This window comes from Duganella kummerowiae, assembly GCF_053572355.1.
Genome location: NZ_JBKFEH010000005.1, coordinates 98,844 through 114,795, shown reverse-complemented (window position 1 = coordinate 114,795; position 15,952 = coordinate 98,844). Strand labels below are relative to the sequence as shown.

The 15,952-nt window shown below is 70.3% G+C and carries 10 protein-coding genes; 3 read left to right on the top strand and 7 right to left on the bottom strand.

Features of this window, described 5'->3' with window-relative positions:
• Positions 1-10 precede the first annotated feature (10 nt).
• Positions 11-2,068 carry a putative bifunctional diguanylate cyclase/phosphodiesterase gene (locus ACLB1G_RS05195; protein WP_491626125.1) on the top strand — a complete coding sequence of 686 codons (2,058 nt, stop codon included), beginning with the start codon at positions 11-13 and terminating at the stop codon, positions 2,066-2,068.
• A gap of 88 nt (positions 2,069-2,156) precedes the next feature.
• Positions 2,157-5,144, top strand: coding sequence for a sensor histidine kinase (locus ACLB1G_RS05190; protein WP_491626124.1), 2,988 nt, complete (start codon positions 2,157-2,159; stop codon positions 5,142-5,144).
• 20 nt (positions 5,145-5,164) lie between these two features.
• On the opposite strand, the gene ACLB1G_RS05185 is transcribed toward ACLB1G_RS05190, so the two are convergent.
• Genes ACLB1G_RS05185 through ACLB1G_RS05170 form a run of 4 tightly spaced genes read right to left on the bottom strand, consistent with a single transcriptional unit; the run spans position 5,165 to position 11,054 of the window.
• A complete protein-coding gene (locus ACLB1G_RS05185; RefSeq protein ID WP_491626123.1) occupies positions 5,165-8,257 on the bottom strand; it encodes an efflux RND transporter permease subunit in 3,093 nt (1,030 codons plus the stop codon).
• On the bottom strand, positions 8,247-9,401 hold the full coding sequence (locus ACLB1G_RS05180; protein ID WP_491626122.1) for an efflux RND transporter periplasmic adaptor subunit: 1,155 nt from the start codon (positions 9,399-9,401) through the stop codon (positions 8,247-8,249). The genes ACLB1G_RS05185 and ACLB1G_RS05180 overlap by 11 nt, the downstream gene beginning before the upstream one ends.
• Complete coding sequence (locus tag ACLB1G_RS05175; RefSeq protein ID WP_491626121.1) at positions 9,398-10,681, bottom strand: TolC family protein; 1,284 nt, start codon at positions 10,679-10,681, stop codon at positions 9,398-9,400. Before ACLB1G_RS05175 ends, ACLB1G_RS05180 begins: the two co-directional genes overlap by 4 nt.
• Positions 10,682-10,703: 22 nt before the next feature.
• Positions 10,704-11,054, bottom strand: coding sequence for a hypothetical protein (locus tag ACLB1G_RS05170; protein ID WP_491626120.1), 351 nt, complete (start codon positions 11,052-11,054; stop codon positions 10,704-10,706).
• Positions 11,055-11,195: 141 nt separating this feature from the next.
• Between ACLB1G_RS05170 and ACLB1G_RS05165 the strand changes: the two genes are divergently transcribed.
• Positions 11,196-11,954, top strand: coding sequence for a substrate-binding periplasmic protein (locus ACLB1G_RS05165; protein WP_491626119.1), 759 nt, complete (start codon positions 11,196-11,198; stop codon positions 11,952-11,954).
• Here the strand turns inward: ACLB1G_RS05165 and ACLB1G_RS05160 are convergent.
• The 3 genes from ACLB1G_RS05160 to ACLB1G_RS05150 form a co-directional block, all read right to left on the bottom strand.
• Positions 11,951-13,147, bottom strand: coding sequence for an NnrS family protein (locus ACLB1G_RS05160; protein WP_491626118.1), 1,197 nt, complete (start codon positions 13,145-13,147; stop codon positions 11,951-11,953). The two genes, ACLB1G_RS05165 and ACLB1G_RS05160, sit on opposite strands and share 4 nt — an antisense overlap.
• 132 nt (positions 13,148-13,279) lie before the next feature.
• Positions 13,280-13,945 carry a two-component system response regulator NarL gene (gene narL, locus ACLB1G_RS05155; protein WP_491626117.1) on the bottom strand — a complete coding sequence of 222 codons (666 nt, stop codon included), beginning with the start codon at positions 13,943-13,945 and terminating at the stop codon, positions 13,280-13,282.
• Positions 13,946-13,968: 23 nt separating this feature from the next.
• Entirely contained in the window at positions 13,969-15,900 is a 1,932-nt protein-coding gene (locus tag ACLB1G_RS05150; protein ID WP_491626116.1) for a type IV pili methyl-accepting chemotaxis transducer N-terminal domain-containing protein, read from the bottom strand.
• Positions 15,901-15,952 lie beyond the last annotated feature (52 nt).

Genomic DNA, 15,952 nt, shown 5'->3' with positions numbered 1-15,952 from the left:
GGGAACTGCCATGGATAATAGCGAGATCGAACCGGCCGATGGCGCACGAGGAACAATTCGCACAGCCAGCCTGGCGGCCGCCATCGGCGCCATGCCGGGTACGGTCTGCGTGGTGGACAGCAGGGGTGCCGTGGTCCTGTGGAGCCCCAGGCTAGAGCAGATGGCGGCCAGGCCGAACGGCATGCAGCTAGCCGAGCTGTTCGTCCCGGGCGACCGCCAGCGTATCGTCCACGCCATGCGCCGCCTGGTCGAACATGGCGAGGATGCGCTGCTGGAAACCCGGCTGCTTGGCGCCGGCCCGGGGCCGGACGCCGTATTGCTGGCCGGGGCCAGGCTATGCCTCGGCAGCGAGATCTACCTGTTCTGGACCGCCATCGATAGCGGCGGGCGCGAGCATATCCTGCGGCTGCGGGAGCGCGCACTGCACGCGGCCGGCCACGGTATCGTCATCACGCACTGCGCAGGAAGCGACAACCCGATCGAATACGTCAATCCGGCGTTCGAGCGCATCACCGGCTACAGCGCGCAAGAATCGCTGGGCCGCGATTCACGCTTCATGGCCGCGCCGGGACTGGATGGCAACGAGCGCGCCGCATTGCGGGCCGCCATCGCCGCACGCCGGCCCGCCAAGGTGGTGTTCCGCAACTTGCGCAAGGATGGGCGCATGTTCTGGAACGACCTGTCCGTCACCCCGGTGCCGGACCAGGATGGCGTGGTCACCCATTACGTCGGCGTCATCAGCGATGTCACCGCCGTGCGGCAGCACACCACCCACCTGGAAGAAAAGCTGAACCACGACATCTTGACCGGCCTGGCCAACCGCAATCTGCTGTGGGACCGTCTGCACCAGGCACTGTTGATCGCGCAGCGCAACAAGACCATGGTGGCGACCGTGCTGCTGGATGTGGACAAATTCAAGCACATCAACGATACCCGCGGGCACGACGCCGGCGACGCGGTATTGACCGCGATGGCGCGCCGCATGCAGGCCGCGGTGCGTGACAGCGACACCGTGGCCAGGCTGGGGGGCGATGAATTCGTGCTGGTGCTGGACGACCAGCCGTCGCTGCGCTATACCTTGCGCATGATAGACCGGTTGCGCGACAGCCTGGCGCAGCCGGTCGTGGTCAATGGCGAGGAACTGGCCGTGGCGTGCAGCATGGGAGTGAGCATCTATCCGCACGACGGCCACAGTCCGGACGAGCTGGTCAAGGCCGCGGACACCGCCATGTACCATGCCAAGTCCGGCGCCGCAGCCGGCCCGCACTTCTATTCGCCGGACATGAAATCGGCTGCCGAGGCCCGCCACAAGCTGATCACTGACTTGCATGCGGCGCTGGAGCGGGACGAGTTTTACCTCATGTTCCAGCCATGCCTGTCTGCTGGCCCGGGCCATGGCAGCATCGAGGCCCTGCTGCGCTGGCGCCATCCCGAGCTGGGCGTGCTGCGGCCGGCTGCGTTCCTGGGCGAGGCCGAGGAAAGCGGCCAGATACGCGCCATCGGCCGCCGCGTGCAGGACCTGGCGCTGGACTTCCTGGCGCAGGCGCAGGGCGAGCGGCATGGCCCCCTGCTGCTGTCCATCAACGTCAGCTACCGCGAGTTCAGCCATCCAGACTACGTGGACGAGCTGCGCCGCCGGCTGGACCGTGCCGGGTTGGCGCCATCCTGCCTGGAGCTGGAGGTGACCGAGCATAGCCTGCTGCACAATGCCCGGCTCAGCGGCGACCTGGCTCGCCAACTGCACGAGGCAGGGATAGGACTATCGCTGGACGAGTTCGGCTCCGGCTTGAGCAGTCTGGGCAGCCTGGACGAACTCAGGCCGGACCGCGTCAAGATCCATCGCGAGGCGGTACGCGGCATCAGCGGCCGGGACCGGGGCGAACTGGCGCGCATGCTGCTGGAACTGGGCCGCAGCGTGGGTGCGGGGGTGGTGGCGGCAGGGGTCGAAAATGAAGAACAGGCCGATTTCCTGCGCCGGCACGGCTGCGATGAGCTCCAGGGCAACCACATCTGCCAGCCGCTGGAACTGACCCGGCTGCGCAGGCGGCTGGACGCCGCGGCGCTTTGAACGCCCGGCGGGCTGAGGTAGAATCGGCGCTCCCTGGTCGCGCTGCTTCTCCATGTTACGATTCTCCGCCGCAGTGTCCCGACTGTCCATGGCATGCGCACTTGCCATCGCGCCGGCGGCGGTGTGCGCGCTCGACGCGCGGCTACCCTTGACAGCCTACCACCACACCATCTGGGGCGGCAAGGAAGGCGCGCCGGGCGAGGTGGCCGCCATGGCGCAGACCCGCGACGGCTGGCTGTGGATAGGCGCCGCCGACGGCCTGTACCGCTTTGACGGGGTGCGCTTCCGCCGCTTCGAACCATTGGCCGGCGAACCGCCGGTGCGGCGCCTGGTGACGGCGCTGACCGCGCTGCCGGACGGCGGCCTGCTGGTCGGCCACCAGAGCGGCGCCCTGGCGCTGCTGCGCCAGGGCCACCTGCGCTATTACCCGTCCGAGGTCGAGGGCCAGCCGCTGGGCGCCGTCTCCAGCGCCGTCACCGGCGAGGACGGCACGCTGTGGGCCGCCACCGGCAGCGGCCTGCTGCGGCTGGAACGGGACCGCTGGCGCCGCGTGGAAGCGGCCATGGGCCTGGGCAACGGCCGCGTGTCCAACCTGACGCGCGACCAGTACGGCCAGCTGTGGGTGGCCGAAGGGCGCCGCCTGTACGTGCTGGCGCGCGGCGCGCGCCGCTTCCGCCCGGTGCTGGACGATATCGACCCGGTCAACCTGATCGAGTCGCCCGATGGCCGCCTGTGGCTGGACACCCACGAGCGCCTGGTCCCGGTGCCGCCCCAGCATGGCGGCCCGCTGCTGCCCCGTCCCGCCTGGCTGGCCCAGGCGGAAGGCATGGAAAACGGCCTGTTCGACCGCGACGGAAATTACTGGTCCCTGTTATGCCCAGTCGGATTATGCCGCGCCAGCGGCGCCGGCCTGGCGCCCGCCGTCGAGCAGCGTCCCAACAGCGGTCCGCGAGACCGCCTGGACCAGCCGTGGCAGATGGGCAGCCTGACCGCCAACGTGCTGTTCGAGGACAGCGAAGGCGATATCTGGGTCGGCACCCAGAACGGGGTGGAGCGTTTCCGCCATAACCGCCTGCTGGCGCAGGCGCTGGAGGGAGGCGAACACCTGTACAGCTTTGCCCGCGCGCCGGATGGTGGCCTGCTTGCGCTGACGGCCCCCAACGGCCAGCTATGGTCGCTGCGCGGCGGGCGCCCGCGGCTGCTGGAACAGCGCCCGCGCACCATGTTCGGCATCATCGCCAACGCTGCCAACGGCGACCTGCTCATTGCCGGCGCCGACGCCATCGAGCGGCGCGGCGCGGGCGGCGCCACCCGCATCCCCTATCCCGACGGGGTGGCGGAGGCGGGCCGCCACGCGCCGGTGGTGCGTCTGATGGACGACGGCGACTGCCTGTGGATCTGGCAAGCCAGGCGCAGCGCCTGGTGCCTGCGCGACGGCCGCTGGCTGGACCACCAGGCGCTCGGGCTGCCAGCCGGGAACGCGCTGTTCGCCGCGCCCGGCGCTGCGGGCGAGATGTGGCTGGCCTACCCCGGCCAGCCGCTGCTGCGCTACCGGCGCGGGATAGTGGCGCGCCATGCCGTGCCGGCCGACCTCGGCGCCATCACCTTCCTGCATGCCGGCGGCGAACTGCTGGTGGGCGGCGAGAACGGCATGGCCGCATTCCTGGACGGCCGCTTCCAGCGCCTGCTGCCGGACGATCCGGAGGCGCTGCACGCGGTCAGCGGCATGGCTATCGCCCCCAACGGCGACCGCTGGTTCAACGGCCACCGCGGCGCGCTGCGCGTCACGGCGGCCGCCTGGGCCGCGTTCAAGGCCACTCCCGGCCGCCCGCTGGCCGCCACCCTGTACGGCGTGCTGGATGGCTATCCCGGCGCCGCCACCACCTCCGCACGGCGCGCCACGGCGGCCGCCGGACCGGACGGCCAGCTATGGTTCGCCGGTTCCGGCGGCCTGGCCTGGCTGGACAGCACCAGGGAGTACGCCCGTCCGGCGCCGCCGCTGGTCAAGATCGAAACCCTGTCGGCCCAGGGACGGCTGCACCAAGACTTCAGCTATCCGGTGCTGCTGCCGGCCGGCGCCAGCGCCGTGCGCATCGAGTACACGGCGCTCAGCTACGCCATGGCCGAAGGCCTGCAGTTCCGCTACCAGATGGAGGGCGTGGACAGCGAATGGCAGCAGGCCGGCGGCCGGCGCGCCATTTCTTATTCCAACCTGAAACCAGGCGAGTACCGCTTCCGGGTGGCGGCGGTCGATCCGCTGGGCCAGGCCAGCAGCGGCGAAGACAGCCTGCGCCTGCGCATACCGCCCACTTTCACCCAGTCCCGGTGGTTCACCGGCCTGTGCCTGCTGCTGGGGGTGGGCGCCGCCTACGGCCTGCACCGGTTGCGCCTGCGCCAGGCCACCCTGCGCCTGGACGAGCGCCTGGCCGAACGCGAACGCATCGCCCGCACCCTGCACGACAGCTTCCTGCAGGGCGTGCAGGGCCTGATCCTGAGCTTCCACAGCACCCTGCACGGGCTGGCGCACGACTCGCCGCAGCGCCAGCGCCTGGAGCGGGCCCTGGCCATGGCGGAACGGGTGATGGAGGAAGGACGCGACCAGGTGCACGAGCTGCGCACCTTCGTGCTGCACAACGGCGACCTGCGCCGCGCCCTGTCGCTGGTGGGCGAGGTGCTGCAGGAAAGCCGCGGGGTGGCGTTCCGGCTCGACACCGCCGGCGACGACATCCGCCTGACCGAGCGCGCCAGCGCCGAAGTGTACGGCATCGCGCGCGAAGCCATCATGAATGCGTTCCGCCACGCCGATGCGCAGCGCATCGTGGTGCTGCTCAGCTACCGCGCCGACCAGTTCACGCTGCGGGTGACGGACGACGGCAAGGGCCTGCCGCCCGAGGTAGCGGCCGGCCAGGCGCCGCCCGGCCACTGGGGCCTGACCGGCATGCGCGAACGCGCCGCGCGCCTGGGCGGCGCCCTGTCCGTCGGCCCCGGCCCGGACGGCGCCGGCGCCTGCGTGGCGCTGGCGCTGCCGGCGCAGGCGGCCTACGGGCGCCGCCGCTGGCGCCCCTGGCGCCGCTGAGGCGCATGCCCGATGCCCTGCTAGCCGCTTGCCGGACGCCCGCCGGATGGCCCGTCGCCGGCAAAATAGGGGAAGGCCAGCGGCAGCAACAGCAGCGTAAACACCGTGGCCGAGACGATGCCGCCCACGATCACGACGGCGAACGGGCGCTGGGTCTCGGACCCGATGCCATGCGACAGCGCGGCCGGCAGCAGGCCCAGGCCGGCCATCAGCGCCGTCATCAGGATGGGCCGCAGGCGCGCCAGCGCGCCCTCCAGCGCCGCTTCGCCTGCCGCCAGGCCGCCCTGCATCAAGGCCAGGATCTGCTCCACCATGATCACGCCGTTCTGCACCGATATCCCGGCCACCGCGATGAAGCCCACCGCCGCCGACACCGAGAAATGCAGCCCGGCCAGCGCCAGTCCGGCAATCCCGCCGATCAGGGCGAACGGCACGATGGCCAGCACCAGCATTGCGCGCCGCACCGAGCGGAAGGTCCAGAACAGCAGCGAGAAGATCAGCAGCACGGTGACCGGCACGATCACGGCCAGGCGCTGCACGGCGCGCTGCTGGTTCTCGAACTGGCCGCCCCAGGTCAGCGTGTAGCCCGGCGGCAGGTGCACCTGCTGCGCCACCAGGCGCTGGGCTTCGGCCACGAAGCTGCCCTGGTCGCGCCCCAGCAGGTTGGCCTTGACCGAGGCGTTGCGCGAGCCGCCCTCGCGGCTGATGCGGGCCGCGCCCTGGCGCACGTGGATATCGGCAATGGCGCCCAGCGGCACGGTGCCGGCGCCGTTCGGCAGCGGCACCGCCAGCGCGGCGATGCCATCGACCGAATCGCGGTACTCGGGCTTGAGTCCGACCACGATGTCGAAGCGGCGGTCGCCCTCGTAATAGGTATTGGCCACGGTGGTGGCCAGCGCCGTCTGCAGCGCCGTGTTGGCATCGGCCACGCTGACGCCCAGGCGGCCGGCCTTGCCGCGGTCGATCACCACGTCCAGCTCGTCCTGGCCGCCGATCGGCACCGCCGCCACGTCGGTGGCGCCGGGGATGCGGCTCAGGATCTGCGCCACCTGCGTGCTTTTCTCGGTCAGCACGGCCAGGTCGGGACCGGCGATCTTGACCGCGATCTCGCCCTTCACGCCGGACAGCGCCTCCTCCACGTTATCCTCGATCACCTGCGAGAAGTTGGTCGGCACGCCCGGCAGGCGACGGATGCGCTGCGCCATGTCGGCCACCAGCGCGTCCTTGCTGTCGAAGCGCCACTGGCCGCGCGGCTTGAGGTCGGCCAGGATCTCCATGTTGTTGGCGCCCTTGGGATCGGTGCCGTCATCCGGCCGGCCCACGTGCGAGATCACGTTCGACACCTCGGGATAGCTGCGCAGGATGGCGCGCACCTGGCGCTCGACCTGCTCGCTCTTTTCCAGCGCGGCCGAGGTGGGCAGGCTGATGGTGAGCCAGATATTGCCCTCGTCCAGCTTGGGCAGGAATTCGCTGCCCAGCAGCGGCGCCAGGGCCAGGGTCAGGACCAGCAAGGCGCCGGACACCATGATCACCGGCACCCGGCGCGGCGAGGCCGCCGCCAGCAGGCGGCGGTAGCGGCCGGTGACGTTTGCCATCCAGGCGCTGTGCCGCTCGGCCATCGGATCGCGCGCGATGGCCCAGGATAGCAGCGCCGGCACCAGGGTCACGGTCAGCACCAGCGCGCCCAGCATGGCAAAGCTGAGCGTGAAGGCCACCGGCGAGAATATCTTGCCCTCCACCCGCTGGAAGGTGTAGATCGGGATGAAGGCGACGATGATGATGGCCTTGGCGAACAGGATGGGGTGGCCCAGTTCGAGCACGGTCTGCTTCAGGGTGCGCTCGCGCCAGCCGGGCGGCGGGGCGGCCGGCTGCATCGCCAGGCGCACCATCAGGGCCTCCACCAGCACCACCGCGCTGTCGATGATGATGCCGAAGTCCACCGCGCCCAGCGAGATCAGGTTGGCGGGAATGCCGCGCGCGTCCAGCATGATGAAAGCGCACAGCAGCGACAGCGGTATCACGGTGGCCACGATCAGGGCCGCGCGCCAGTTGCCCAGGAAGACGATCAGGATGGCGATCACCAGCACCGCCCCCACCAGCAGGTTCTCGCCCACCGTGCGCACCGTGTGGCCTATCAGTTCGGTGCGGTCGTAGATGGGTTTCAAACGCACGCCGTGCGGCAGGCTGGCGTTGACCTGCTCCACCGCCAGCCTGACGTCGGCCACCACCTTGGCGGCATTGCCGCCCTTGCTCATCTGGACTATGCCCTCGACCACGTTATCCTGGCCGTTGTAGGACACCACACCCGAGCGCGGCTGCGCGCCGGTCTGCACCGTGCCCAGGTCGGCCACCCGCACCGTCCTGCCATTGCTGGCGTGGACCACCACCTGGCCGATGTCGTCCAGGCTGGCCACGATGCCGATGCCGCGCACGGTCAGGCCCTCGTCGCCGCGCCGCACGGTGCCGCCGCCCACGTTGGCGCTGTTGGCGGCCAGCGCGGCGCTGACCTGGTCCACGGTCACGCCGTAGCGCTGCAGCGCGGCCGGCTCCAGCAGCACCTGGTACTGCTTGACGGTGCCGCCGAAGCTGACCACGTCCGCCACCCCGGCCACGATGCGCAGCCTGGGGCGCACCACCCAGTCCTGCAGGGCGCGCACCTCGTTCATGGGCATGCCGGCCGGCGCCTCCAGCACATAGCGGTAGATCTCACCGACGGCGGTGGTCAGCGGCGCCAGCGACGGCTGCACGCCCGGCGGCAGCGTGACGTTGCCGAGTTTTTCCAATACCTGCTGGCGCGCGAAATAGTCGTCGGTGCCGTCGGCGAAGGTGAGCGTCACCACCGACAGCGCGCCTATGGTCACCGAGCGCAGCTGGGTCTGCGCCGGCACGCCGCTCATTTCGCGCTCGATTGGCAGGGTCACGGCGCGCTCCACCTCCTCCGGCGCCTGGCCCGGATACTGGGTCACGATCTGCACCTGCACGTCCTGCACGTCGGGAAAAGCCTCGATCGGCAGGTTGCGGAAGGCGCGGTAGCCAAAGCCCAGCAGGGCCAGCGTCAGGATCAGCACGAACACGCGCTGGCGCAGGGCGAAATCAATCAGCTTATCCAGCATGGGCGTCGGCCTCCGCGTTGAGCAGCAAGGCGCCTTCGGTCACCACCCGCTCGCCGGGGCGCAGGCCGCCGTCGACGTAGCTGTCGCGCGAGCCGCGCAGGGCCACGTGCACGCGCCGCCGGGCGTAGCTGCGCTCGGCAGTCTCGACGAACACGTACTCGTTTTCGCCGTCCATGAACAGCGCGCTGTTGGGCAGCGGCAGCGCGCGCGCGCCATCAGGCCCGCTGTCGACACTGACGCGGGCGTACATCTCCGGCTTGAGCAGCAGCTCGGGGTTGTCGACAGCGCAGCGCACCTGGATGCGGCGCGTGGCCGGGTCCAGGACCAGGCCGACACGCCGCACCACGGCCGCGAAGCGCCGGCCCGGATAGGCGTCCGTTTCCAGGCTTACCGCCTGGCCAGGGTGTACCGCGGCCGCGCTGCGTTCCGGCAGGTCCACCAGCAGCCACAGGTGACGGGGGTCGGTGACCACGAACAGCGGCGCCGCCAGGTCGGGACGCACTTCCAGGCCGGGATTGGCCTGGCGCTCGGCCACCATGCCCGCGACCGGGCTGCGCAGGCTGAAGCTGCCCTCGCCGCCGCCGTCGGCATGCAGGTTTCTCAAGCGCGCGGCAGCCCGCATGCTCTCGGCGCGGGCCTGTTCGGCGTCGGCCTCGGCGTCCTCGCTGTCCTTGCGCGGCAACACGCCGGCCTGGTACAGGTCGCGCGCACGTTCCAGCGCCAGCTGCTTGCGCTGCTGGTCGGCGCGCGCCTTGCGCCAGTCGGCCTGGGCGGCGGCCAGGTCAGGCGCGTCGATCACGGCCAGCACCGCGCCGGCGCGCACGCTGTCGCCCGGTTCGCCATGCAGGACCGTGACCCGGCCCGCGATCGGAGAACTGACGCGGGCCGTCAGGTCCTCGTCGTAGGCCAGGCGGCCGTTGACCGGTTCCGACACCGGCAGCGGCGCTTCGGCCACGGCGGCCACCCGCAGCGCGGCCAGTTGCGGCGCGCCGGCCGCGAAGCGCAGCGTACCATGCGGCCTGGGGGCGGCCGGGGCGGCGGGAGCCTGCTGCTGCGAGGCATACACGAAATGGACGGCGGCGGCCACCGCCGCCCCCAGCACGACGGCGGGCGCCAGTTTGCGCAAGGTAGGGGATGTGATCATGGCACAGGGCTTTCAGTCAGGGCGGCGCGCCAGGCCGCCAGGGATTTGGCGTAATCGTTGCGGGAGGCCAGCACGTCGAGCTGGGCGGCGCGCTCGCTGCGGCGCACGTCCAGCACATCCATGATGCCCAGCGCCCCGCGCTGGAAGGCGTATTCGGCGGCGCTGGCGGCCTGGCGTGCGGCCGGCAGCAATTCATCCTCGCCACGGCGCAGGCGCTGCCAGGCGTCGCGGGCCTGGCTGGCGCCCAGCAGCAATTCGGTGCGGGCCTGGCGCCGGATCTTTTCCAGGTTTTCCTCGGCGCTTAGCAGCGCGACGTCGGCCGCTCGCAGCTCGCCCTGGTAGGCGTAGCGCCATTGCAGCGGGACCTGCAGCGCGATGCCGTAGCTGTTGCCGCTGCCCTGGGGATTGGCGGCGCTGGCCGGATAGTGCTCAAACTGGACGCCCACCGTGACGTCGCTGCTGCGCTGGGCCAGCGCCAGCTTGCGCGCGCTGCGCGCCGCCTCGACCCGGTCCAGCGCGGCGCGCACGTCGGGACGATGTTCCAGCATGGCGTCGCCAGCCGGGGCCTCGGGGGGGGCAGCCGGCGCGGCTTGCGGCTCGGGTTCGGTATCGGTCAGTTCCGGCCCGCCCAGCAGCGCCGCCAGCGCCAGCCGCGCCGCCACGGCGTCGGTGCCGGCCTGCTGGGCATCGTTGCGGGCACGCAACGCATCGACGCTGGCGCGCGCCACATCGACGGCGGCCAGGTCGCCGGCCTGCTGGCGGCGGCGGGCGGCGGTCACCATGGCCTCGGCCAGGGCGGCGCTGTCGCGCAACACGGCCAGGCGCGCCACGGCAGCCTGCCAGTCGCAATAGGCCAGCGTCACTTGCAGGGACAGCTGGCGGCGGCTGTCGCCCAGGTCGTCGCGGGCGGCGCGCTCCAGGTGGCCGGCCGCCTCGGTACGCAGGGCGCGCTTGCCGCCGCGTTCGATCAACTGGTCGATGCGCACGGTGCTGTCCACGGTCTTGGCGCGCAGGCTGCCGCCGCCCACGCCCAGGCCGGGATTGATGTTGGCGCTCTGCACGGTCAGCACAGGATTGGGGGCGGCGCCGGCTATGGTGCTGTTGGCCGCCGCGCCCTCCACGCCCAGCGCCGCCAGGCGCAGGTCGGTATTGCGCGCAGCCGCGCGCTGCTGGGCCTGGGCCAGGGTCAGTACCTCGGCGTGGCATGCGCCACAGGCAAGCATGAGCGGCAGCAGCGCGGCGCGCCAGCGGCGCGCCCGCATCAGGGATGATAAAGTCATGTTGGTTCCAGCCTGGGAGGGTTCAGGAAGCCGGCGGCAGGATGCGGCTGATACGGGCCAGCCGGCCCTGGGCGCAGTCTTCCGGATACAGTTCGAGCATGACGCCCGCTGCATCGGCGCCGGCCGGCAGCTCGGCCACGGCGCTCAGCAGCAGGCGGCCGTCGCGGTAGCGCAGGCGCGCGTAGCGGGACAGCTCGGCTGGCGGCAGCGCGGCCAGGCAGGCCGGCAGCCGCTCGCGCGGGGTGGCGGCGTCATAGCGCTCCACCACGCTGGCGCGGCGGGCGCCATGCTCCCAATCCAGCGGCGCACCGCGTTCGGCGGCGCATCCGCCCAGGACTACGCCCAGCCAGCAGGCCAGGACAGCGGTTGTCATCTTCAAGTGAGCCTCTCGGTATGCGGGTCAGGCCAGCCCACCGGACTGGCGGCGCCATTCTAATGAGCCCCACCTGATCGCAAGATGACGGTATCATTACGAATTGGATAGCCAGGGAAGTGCCGACTACAGGGAGGGCGCTTGATACCACTGTTACGCACCATCGCAGCCCTTGCGCTCTGCCTCTGCTGCCTCCCGGCGGCATGGCCGCAGGCCGTGCGCCTGGCCACTTTCGACTACCCGCCTTACATGCTGTCCGGCGCCGCCGCAGCCGCCGGTCCGGGCCCGGTGGTGGACACCGTGCGCGAGGCGTTCCGGCGCGCCGGAATCGCTGCGGAGATCACGGTCTATCCATTCCAGCGCGCCCTGCGGCTGGTGGAGCTGGGCCAGGCCGACGGCATCTTCACGCTCAAGGTCACGCCGCAGCGCGCCGCCCATTTCATCTTTTCGAAAGAACCGCTGCTGTACCAGGAATACGTGCTGTATGCCGCCAGCAACAGCAGCCTGAGCTTCAATGGCGACTTGGCAAAGCTGGGGCCGGTGCTGATCGGGGTGGTGGAATCCAATTCCTATGGCAGCCGTTTCGACGCCTACGCCAAAACCCTGCCCGCCGCCTACAAGGACATCTCCAACAGCCATGAAGCGAATTTCCGCAAGCTGATCGCCGGCCGCGTGCAGCTGATCGTGTGCAGCCGCGCGGCCGGCGACTCCATCGTGCGCCGGATGGGCGCCAGCGCCAACGTCAAGGTGATCGGGCCGCCGATCGAATCGGTCAGCAGCCACATCATGTTCAACCCGGCCAGCGTGGCCCCCGCCACGGTGGCGGCATTCGACCGCCAGCTGCACGCCATGCGCCAGGACGGCACCGTGCAGCGCATTTTCGCCCGCTACCTGGACTAGCCCTGCTTGCCATCGACGCGGGCCGAGGTGAGGTAAGGCAAGTACACCGCCGCGTACAGCGCAAAGGCGGCGCACCAGCAGACGGCGGCGATCAGCAGCACCAGGGCGGAGGGCGTTTCGGCGCCCAGCGCCGACAGCACGCGCGCCACGGCGCTGAGCTGTATCAGCACGAACATGGCCAATTCCGCACGTCCGGCCAGCAGCCGGCGCCCGGTATGGCCCAGCGTGGTGCGCGTGATCATGCCCATGATGAGGCCGGCCATCGACCCCACCGTCAGCGCATGGAAGGCGGCGCTGGCGCTCACCAGGTTGAAGCGCGCCAGCGCCAGCAGCACAAAGCCTGCCGCGATCCAGGCGTAGGACACATGCAGTATCCACAGCAGCGGCACGCGCGCGGTGCGCAGCGCCTGCCAGCGCCACAGGCGCAGCAGCACCAGTGCGGCGGCGGCCAGCGCCAGCGGCGCATACAGCCAGGCCGGCAGCGCCGCCACCCAGCCCAGCGAGGCCGCCACCAGCAGGGCCAGCGAGGCGCGGTCCAGGCGCGGCTGCACCAGCGGCGCCGTGCCGGGCGCACCGTTGCGGGTAAACATGGGCAGGATGCGGGTGCCGATGGCCGACTCCATCATCACGATCACCAGCACCGCCGCCTGCACCGGGGCGGCCGGCGGCCACGCCAGCCAGCCCAGCGCAATGGCGTGGAAGGCCAGGTTCAGCAGCGCCAGCAGGGCCAGCAGCCCGGCCAGGAAGTAGTTGCGGCGGTTGCCGGAGCGCTGCAGCACGCGCCACAGCGGCCAGGCGGCCGCCGGCAGGAAGGCGGCGTCGATCGCGGCCGCCGGCAGCGCCGGCAGCAGCAACTGCGCCAAGCGGCCCAGCAGCCACAGGCCCACCAGCGCCGCCAGGTGGCCGCGCACCGGCGTCCACAAGCCGGTCCAGTTATAGGCCGCCGTGTACAGGAAGCCGACCACCACGCCCACCGCGAAGCCGAACACCATCTCGTGCATATGCCACAGGAAGCCCACCCGCGCCGCCAGGACCCCGTCCGGCAGCCAGCCCAGGTAGCGCGCCATCCACAAGGGGATGGCCAGCGCCGCGAACAGCGCCGAGACCAGGTAGAACGGGCGGAAGCCCAGGCCCCAGACCGGGTGGTGGCGGCCGGTGCGGTGCGCCGGTTCGTCGATGTGCAGCAGGCTCATGATCGTCTTTCCTTTAGGTTGCCTACGCATTCTGCGCGCCGTGGCGGCGGCTGTGAAGGCCGGCTTGCGCCAGGCATAAGATGGATCAAGAAAACCGCAGCTGCGTGAGGGTGGCTGAAATGGCCAGGAAGCTCAGGCGCCGCGCTGCATGCGGTGCTCGACCGCATACACGGCAGCCTGCACGCGGCTGCTCAGCTTGAGCTTCTTCAGCACATTCTGCACGTGGATCTTGACCGTGCTCTCGGCCAGCTCCAGGTCGCGGGCGATGGTCTTGTTGCTCTCGCCGCGCGCCAGGCAGTCCAGTATCTCGCGCTCGCGCGGCGTCAGGCGGTCCAGGTCCGAGGAGGTTGGCGGCACCACGCCCGACTGCAGCTGGGCCACCAGCTTGGCCGTCATCGCTTCCGCCACCACGGTTTCACCGGCGGCGGCGCGGCGGATGGCGCGCGTCAGGTAGTCGGTGTCGATATTCTTCAGCAGGTAGCCACTGGCGCCAGCGCGCAGCGCGGTGGCCAGGTCGTCCGCATCCTCGGACACGGTCAGCATCACGATGGCGCTGTCCGGACTATCCTGGCGCATCAGCTGCAAGGTCTCCAGGCCCGACATGCCGGGCATGTTCAGGTCCAGCAGCACCACCTGCGGCTGCAGCTGCTGGGCGCGCTTGATGCCCTCCACACCATCGGCCGCCTCGCCCACCACGGAGAAGTCCGGATGGCGCTGCAGCAGCGAGCGTATCCCGCTGCGAAACAGGGTGTGGTCGTCCACCAGCAGCACGCTGATCGGTTTGGTGTCTTGTTCCATGTCGGTTTGCCTTTCGATACGATTCAGGCCGCGCGGCGATGCTCGCGCGGCAGGTGCAGCAGCACTTCGGCGCCGGCGCCCGGCGCGCCGCTCAGGTGCAGGTGGGCGCCGATGCGCTGCGCACGTTCGCGCATGATGTGCACCCCCACGTGCGATTCGCTCAGCTTGGACAGCGAATCCGGATCGAAGCCGGCGCCGTCGTCGCGGATGCTGAGGGTGAAATCAGGACCATCCTCCAGCCGCAGCCAGACCCGCTTGGCGTTGGCGTGCTTGCGCACATTGGACAGCGCTTCCTGCACGATGAACAGCAGCTGCAGCTGATGCTCGCGCGGGAACGGCGCGCCCTCGCCATCGGCCTCTATGTCCACCGTGATGCCGCTTTGGCGCTGGAACTTCTCCACCACCGCCTGCAGCGAAGACAGCAGATTGCCCTCCTGCAGGCGGGTACGGAAATTGTGCAGCAGTTCGCGCACATCCTGGTAGCTTTCGTCCACCCCGGCGCGCAGGGCCGGCACGATGTCGCGCACCTCGTCCAGGTTGGCGCTGCGCAGCGACTGCTCCAGCATCTGCACCTGCAGGTTGAGGAAATTCAGGCCCTGGGCGATGCTGTCATGCAGTCCTTGCGCCACCAGGTTGCGCTCCTCCGAGATGGCAAGCTCGCGCTCCCTGCCCTGCAGGCGCTGGTTCTCGATGGCGGTGCCCAGCAATTGCCCCAGGGTTTCCAGCAGCGCCGTCTGCGCGGCGGTAAAGCCGGTGGGCGTGCGGAAATGCAGGTTGAAGAAGCCCAGGTGCTGGCGCTGCGCGAAGATATGGAAGATCGATACGGTGGAGAAGCCCTCGCGGTGGCACTGCAAGGTATGGCGGCGCTCCATGCGGCGCAGGTCGTGGATCACGGCCAGCTTGCTCTCCACCGCTTCGCCGCACAGGCACTCGCCCACTTTCAGGCAGCGCTCGGTCTCGACCAGCTGTTCCGAGATGCCATGGTGGACCAGCATGTGCAGGTTGTCGCGGTTGGGATCGAGGATGCGCACCGAACCGCCATCGGCATGGAAGTACTCGCTGATACGGCTCAGGAAGCCCTCGCACATGGCTTCCGCCGAGCGCGGCTGCTGCAGGAAGGCGGCGCAGCCGTACAGCAGCGCCAGTTCGCGGTTTTGCTGTTCCAGCTCGGCGGTCTTGTCGCTGACGCGCTGTTCCAGGTTGGCGTAGGAGTCCTTCAGCTTGTCGGCCATCTGGTTGAAGCCGCGCGCCAGCAGGCCGAATTCATCCTGGCTGTCGACCGGCAGGCGCACGCTGAAGTCCTGCTCGCGCATGCGCTCCAGTCCGGCCTGCATGCGTGTGACCGGCGCCACGATCATGCCGAACAGCAGATAGATGATGCTGACCGTACCCGCCATCGCCAGGGCCAGCAGCAGGAGCTGCGAGGCGCGCAGCCAGAAGGTGCGGTTCTCGCTGTCGTGTTCTATGCGCTGCACCAGCTGCTCGACCTGCAGCACGAAGGCCTCGCTGCGCTGCTGCACGGCGCGCACCTGTTCCTGCCGCAGCGGCCCGCCATTGATCAGCGCGCGCGCCTGCGGCGCCAGCGCGTCCTGCCAGTGGCGCTGCACGCCCTCGAACGCGGTGCGGATAGGCTGCACCGGCGGCAGCAGCAAGGGCCGCTGAGGGTCGCCGCGCTGCAGCAGCGCCAGCGTGCCATCGATGCGTTCCAGCTGGCGCGCCAGCAGGCGCGCCGCATCGATTCCCCCATCCAGCTGCCCGGCCAGCATGCCGAGGCGGTAGCTTTCCATGCGCAGGCTGCCCGCCACGTTGATGGCGGCCGCGCTGCCCTCCAGCTGCCAGGACAGCAGCAGGGTGGCGCAGATCACCGCCATCGCCACCGCCAGAAAGCCGACCAGCAGCCCGACGATGCGCGTGGACAGCCGGTGCCAGCCCGCGAACAGGGCCGATTTCAACACAGCGTTTGGCGCCCGGAGGCGGCGAAGTTGGACATGATGTTTCCCGGTGAGC

Bases quoted from the DNA above. Each gene is read 5' to 3' on its own strand.
- ACLB1G_RS05175 (WP_491626121.1), bottom strand. From the start codon at position 10,681: ATGACTTTATCATCCCTGATGCGGGCGCGCCGCTGGCGCGCCGCGCTG.
- ACLB1G_RS05170 (WP_491626120.1), bottom strand. From the start codon at position 11,054: ATGACAACCGCTGTCCTGGCCTGCTGGCTGGGCGTAGTCCTGGGCGGA.
- ACLB1G_RS05185 (WP_491626123.1), bottom strand. From the start codon at position 8,257: ATGCTGGATAAGCTGATTGATTTCGCCCTGCGCCAGCGCGTGTTCGTG.
- ACLB1G_RS05190 (WP_491626124.1), top strand. From the start codon at position 2,157: ATGGCATGCGCACTTGCCATCGCGCCGGCGGCGGTGTGCGCGCTCGAC.
- ACLB1G_RS05195 (WP_491626125.1), top strand. From the start codon at position 11: ATGGATAATAGCGAGATCGAACCGGCCGATGGCGCACGAGGAACAATT.
- narL (WP_491626117.1), bottom strand. From the start codon at position 13,945: ATGGAACAAGACACCAAACCGATCAGCGTGCTGCTGGTGGACGACCAC.
- ACLB1G_RS05160 (WP_491626118.1), bottom strand. From the start codon at position 13,147: ATGAGCCTGCTGCACATCGACGAACCGGCGCACCGCACCGGCCGCCAC.
- ACLB1G_RS05180 (WP_491626122.1), bottom strand. From the start codon at position 9,401: ATGATCACATCCCCTACCTTGCGCAAACTGGCGCCCGCCGTCGTGCTG.